Source organism: Streptomyces sp. AC627_RSS907, assembly GCF_019049165.1.
In genome coordinates this window covers 1-576 of record NZ_JAGMUE010001462.1, presented here as the reverse complement: position 1 = coordinate 576, position 576 = coordinate 1, and the positions used below count along the sequence as shown (strand labels likewise).

At 70.0% G+C, this 576-nt stretch carries 1 protein-coding gene; it reads left to right on the top strand.

The annotated features are described in order from the left end of the window. On the top strand, positions 1–576 hold a 576-nt coding region (locus tag KUM32_RS42450; RefSeq protein ID WP_217146914.1), incomplete at both ends, for an MFS transporter.

Below are 576 nucleotides of genomic sequence, written 5' to 3'. Positions count from 1 at the left end.
GTGCTGACCGACCGCTCCTATCTCGGCTACACCCTCGCCTTCTGCTTCGCCAGCGCCACTTTGTTCTGCTACATCTCGGCTTCCCCCTTCCTGTTGCAGAACGTTCTGCACTTCACCGTCGGCGAGGCGTCCGTCGCCTTCTCGGTCGGCGCCCTCACCGCGACCCTGTCGAGCGCGGCGGCGGCTCGCCTCGTGGGGCGTTACCCACCCCGGTTCCTCCTGCGCGTGGGGTTGGTCCTGCTTCTGGCGTCCAGTGCCCTGGCCCTGCTCATCACCGTCGCCGGGCAGCTCAGCCGCGTGTGGGCGCTGGGCCTGGTCGCCGTCGGTTTCCTCGGCCTCGGTCAGGTCTTCACCACCGCCACCGCACTCGCCCTCGAACGCGTGTCGTACGCGGCAGGCACCGGCTCGGCCGTGCTCGGTGCACTGCAGAGCGCTCTCGGCGCCGCCGTCGCACCGTTGATGGGCATCGCGGGCGGGCACACCGTGGTGCCCCTCTTCCTCGGCATGACGCTCTGCGCGTTGATCGCCCTACTCGGCCTCCTGCTGACCAGGCACGGTGACGCGGCTACCGCGACC